The sequence below is a fragment of the Robinsoniella sp. genome, assembly GCF_034124845.1.
Map to the genome: position 1 here is coordinate 3,662 of NZ_JAWYAJ010000081.1, position 4,630 is coordinate 8,291.

A 4,630-nucleotide genomic window follows, 5' to 3' on the forward strand; every position below is an offset into this window, starting at 1 on the left:
TATTCAGCTCCAGCCCGGAAACAATGAGCACATTGTCCTGACTGTCATAACTACCCTGATTATAGCGCGTAAACCTGCGAAGCTGGGCTTTCACCCTGGCTACCAGTTCTAACGGCCGAAAGGGTTTTGTCATATAATCATCAGCCCCTAAAGTCAGGCCTGTAATTTTATCAATTTCGTCTTCCTTTGCAGTTAACATGATTACCGGGTAATTATGCTTTTCCCTGATTTTTCTGCAGATACCAAAACCATCTCCATCCGGCAGCATCACATCCAGTATGGCCAGATCAATATCTCCTGTATCTATACATTCCAGTGCCTCTTTTGCTGAGTAAAATTTGTAAACATTGAAATTCTCATTTTTTAAGTAGACCTCAACCAGATCTGCTATTTCTCTTTCATCATCCACAACTAAAATATTCTCTGACATATATCCCCATCATCCTTCTGCTTAGAATCGAATAGCCTGGACATTGAAGTCTAGGCTATCATTATTCTAGCAAAGAATCAGTTTAAATGTCTTAATATTCTAAAAGGATAATTCTTAAAATAAATTAAGAAAACCCCTAAACTTAATATCAGGCTATTTCTAAAATATTAAGGTAAATCCGGTTTATAGATACTATAGATCTTATACCCTGGCAGTATATTGAAATATACTTTATTGTCCATAATCTTCAGACTTTCCATTTCTCTTTTCACAGGTGCAGTATAATTTGCCTCATAAAGGGTAACTGTTTTCAGTAAACTGCTCATAGAAGAACCATTACAGGTATATATATTGATTGCAGAAGGATTGTCAGGAGTCTTACCACCTCCGATCAGCATATACCATTTTTCTTCCTTTATCACATCCATTCCCTGAAAAACACGATCAGGACTTGGATCATTACTATCCTGATATTTGAATTTTGCTTTTGTTTTGAGGCTTATATCACTTGATTTCAAACTATAGTCTTTGCGATTACCACTTACCTTTTTCGCATATTTACTGATGCTCGCATTTAAATCATTCAGAGAAAATACACTGTAGTAGCTCCCGTCTCCTTTCAACCTTATCCAAAAGAATATACGATCACCATAGATCGCGACAGCTGTCCGCCACACTTTACCCCCATTGACTAATGGTGTATGAGAACTTTGTGCATACAACAGGTCTTTTAATACAATCTCTTCCTTGGGATTGATTGTCCCATCTGCATTTTTAACGCTTTCGTCATAAATAACGCGGGAAATTGTAGTTGACCATTTATTGCTTTCTGATTTTTCATAAGCACTGCCAAGCCAGGCATATACCTGTTCCCCATTTCTTGTTATTTCTAGAGATTCTCCATGTCCATAACCATTTAATACCATCATACTTTTTTTATTAGCCGTATTACCCACTATCTCGCATTTACTAAGATACGTTGTCATACCTATAGCCTGTGTCGTATAAATAATATTTTTGTCAACAGGGTCAAAAGCTATGGATTGAATTGCGGGATTCTTGTCTCCGATTTTTAAACCTTTTATGCTAAATTCTTCTTTGGGAATCCCCCTTGTCTGGATAATTTTGAACATATTTTCATCCATATTTACATTAGCATTACGAATTTCTTTTTTCTCTTCCATATCATTTACTCCTCTCTTAGTTAGTTTAATTTGCTTCTCACTGAATTATAGATTTTATTATAGACATCCTTCGGATAATGGAGGCCATCAGATGTAGTAAAAGTGCTATCCTGCATTAGTTCTTTGTATATATCAAGATACTGATAGCTTCCACTCTTACTGCCTGCCTTCAGCAAAGAATTTAATGATTGGATCTTTGAATTCGTGATTACGTTATGGCCTTCTTTTGCTACCGGATTAACGGACATAACATAGAATCTGGTGCCTTTAGGTTTGTATGTGCCAATTAATGAAGCATACAGCCTCAGGTAATTATCAGCAATCTTATTAATATCCTCTGAAACACTAAAATCATTAACCCCCCAGTTAAATACAACATTAACATTAGGATTTTTATCCAATTCTTTTCTTAACTGATTAACACCCGTTGTAGAAAACCACGCATAACTTTCTCTTCCTTTTGCAATAAACATATTGTCTTTACAATAATATACATGTCCATAATCATGATAAACCTGACCGCCAATACTGGACATCATACCTACTGTTCTTGAATCCCCCAAAAATATACATTTTACTTTTGGCGGGGTGGATAGCTTATTTACCGGCAAACCATCTGCTCCAACTTTAATACCTGCAATTGTTTTATTCGTTACCATAATGCCATCGGAATTCAGATATTTGCCATCTATCCATTCCCTGACAACCATAACGCCTTTAAACCCGGTATATTCTCCTGTTTGGTCAAAATAATATTTTTTTCCTTCTATGGTTTGCCATCCATACTGTCTCTGACCTTTTGCATTAAAATAATAATAACGTTTTGCTACTAATTGCAAACCAACCTGCATAGAACCTGTTGATTTGCTCAAATAATAACGGTATGTTTTTCCATCCGTATCTTTTATATCAGTCCATCCTGTCAGGAGAACACCTTTATTGCTTCCATTTGTATCAAGATAATATTTAAATCCCTTATAAGATTTCCAGCCAGTTTCAATATATCCTCCGGCGTCAAAGCTATATACTTTATTATCAATTTTGTACCACCCATTTTTGATATACTTGCCATCATTCTTCTTAAATGCCCTTCCTTTTTTTAGATCCTTCCAGACACCATCAGAACTTTTAACCACAACTGCATTACCAATTACATCATATCCTTTTTCCACAGCTTCTGCCTTTATTCCTAAACCCATTACAGCACAAAAACAAACTGTCATTAAAAATATTACTGCTTTTTTTAATTTTTTCATAATTGCTATTCCTTTCTATTGTCTATTTTACGTATTACCTATAAATCATTAAACCTTTTTTCAATTCACCTCCTTATATGAATTTAATTACTAAATAACCAATTATTCAGAACGTATGTTCTGATTGGTTGTATGACAATTATATTCCTAGAAACAAATTTTGTCAATAACTTTTATTCTTTATTCCGTATTTTTTATTATTCATATTTTACAGATACAAAAAAAGAGAAGCATATTCGCTCTTAAGCAAAAAGAACGAATAACACTTCTCTCTTAAAAATTATCTATTTCAAAAATAACTTTACTGTTGAATGAGCATCTCCATAAGTTTATAATATTCCGATTACCATTATCTTAAAACTTCTCCGCAACTTCCCCACGCTTCTTATAAATACTTCCACCATGCACAACTCCGCGCACAGAAGACAGCGGATATATATTGGTATTACTGCCCACTACCGTCCCCGGATTCAGGACAGAACCGCATCCAACTTCAACATTGTCACCCAGCATTGCGCCAAATTTTTTAAGTCCGGTAGAAATCTTTTGATCCCCGTCTTTTACTACGACCAGGGTTTTATCTGATTTCACATTGGATGTAATGGAACCAGCTCCCATATGAGATTTATACCCTAGAATAGAATCTCCTACATAATTGTAGTGAGGAACCTGGACTTTGTTGAACAATACCACATTTTTCAGTTCCGTAGAGTTTCCTACAACAGCACCTTCCCCTACGATAGCATTGCCTCTGATAAAAGCACAGTGGCGCACTTCTGCATCTTTGCCGATGATTGCCGGTCCGTTAATAAAAGCAGTAGGAGCTACATGAGCTGATTTTGCCACCCACACATTTTCACCGCGTTTTTCATATTCTTCTTCACTCAGGGAATTACCAAGTTCCAAAATAAAACTGCTGATTTTCGGAAGAACTTCCCATGGGTATTCCACTCCTGAAAACAGATCTTTTGCAATCGTTTCCTCCAGGTTATAAAGGTTTTTAATCTTACATGTTTCCATTATTTTTGACTTCCTTTCTTATAAAATTGTGCTGCTGCATCAAAATATTGACGCAGAGCATATTGATAGTTGGTTTTTAATACTCCATCGGTTCTGGATCTTATGAAATGATCCAGTTTTGTCATATATTCTTCTGGTGTGATCTCCCCTTCTGCCACATAATTCAGACCCTTTTCCCAGCTGGCGGTCAGTTCCGGATTCAGCAGGGAACGAATGGATGCATTTACCACATCAAATATCATCTCACCCAGCAATGAAGGGGTCAATATCTGTGTTTTCTTATTTAAAGCGATATATTTATTCCCGATGAGTTTTTTCAGTATCTCAGCCCGAGTGGCACTGGTCCCTATTCCGCTGCCCTTAATCTGGGAACGGAGTTCTTCATCTTCGATCAGCTGCCCCGCATTTTCCATTGCCAGAATGATGGAACCGGAGTTATAGCGTTTGGGCGGTGAGGTTTCTCCTTCTTTGATCTGCAGCTTATCTACATTTAATACCGCGCCCTTTTTCAGATCTTTCAAAGCCTCCAGCATGGCAGTATCGCATTTTGTGTCATCCTCCTGGTTTCCAGTGGGTTCCTCGGTCTTTTTCTTACTAAATGAGTTTTCAATTACTTTCAGATATCCTTCAGAAATAAGCACTTTAAAACTGGAAAAAAACTTTTCTCCATGCATTTTCGTAGTCAGGTTGATTTTCTGATAGACTGCCGGGGGATAAAAAATGCTTAAAAACCTTCTGAC

At 36.6% G+C, this 4,630-nt stretch carries 4 protein-coding genes and 1 pseudogene; all 5 read right to left on the reverse strand.

From position 1 onward, the window contains the following. Window positions 1-430: pseudogene (locus ACH2DQ_RS04060) on the reverse strand (response regulator transcription factor); the annotation flags it as partial. Window positions 431-597: 167 nt separating this feature from the next. Then, on the reverse strand, window positions 598-1,614 hold the full coding sequence (locus ACH2DQ_RS04065) for a hypothetical protein (RefSeq protein ID WP_394913076.1): 1,017 nt from the start codon (window positions 1,612-1,614) through the stop codon (window positions 598-600). 20 nt (window positions 1,615-1,634) lie between these two features. Further along, window positions 1,635-2,870: a hypothetical protein gene (locus tag ACH2DQ_RS04070; RefSeq protein ID WP_394913075.1), complete on the reverse strand. Its 1,236-nt coding sequence runs from the start codon at window positions 2,868-2,870 to the stop codon at window positions 1,635-1,637. 354 nt (window positions 2,871-3,224) lie between these two features. Then, window positions 3,225-3,890 (reverse strand): UDP-N-acetylglucosamine pyrophosphorylase, encoded by a 666-nt coding sequence (locus ACH2DQ_RS04075; RefSeq protein ID WP_394913074.1) that lies wholly within the window; start codon window positions 3,888-3,890, stop codon window positions 3,225-3,227. Beyond that, window positions 3,890-4,630, reverse strand: a 741-nt coding sequence (locus ACH2DQ_RS04080) for a DNA topoisomerase (protein WP_395025680.1), incomplete at its 5' end; no start/stop codon positions are given. The genes ACH2DQ_RS04075 and ACH2DQ_RS04080, both read right to left, overlap by 1 nt.

What these genes read in the sequence shown, in the direction of transcription:
- ACH2DQ_RS04065 (WP_394913076.1), bottom strand. Translation starts at nt 1,614, where the DNA reads ATGGAAGAGAAAAAAGAAATTCGTAATGCTAATGTAAATATGGATGAA.
- ACH2DQ_RS04070 (WP_394913075.1), bottom strand. Translation starts at nt 2,870, where the DNA reads ATGAAAAAATTAAAAAAAGCAGTAATATTTTTAATGACAGTTTGTTTT.
- ACH2DQ_RS04075 (WP_394913074.1), bottom strand. Translation starts at nt 3,890, where the DNA reads ATGGAAACATGTAAGATTAAAAACCTTTATAACCTGGAGGAAACGATT.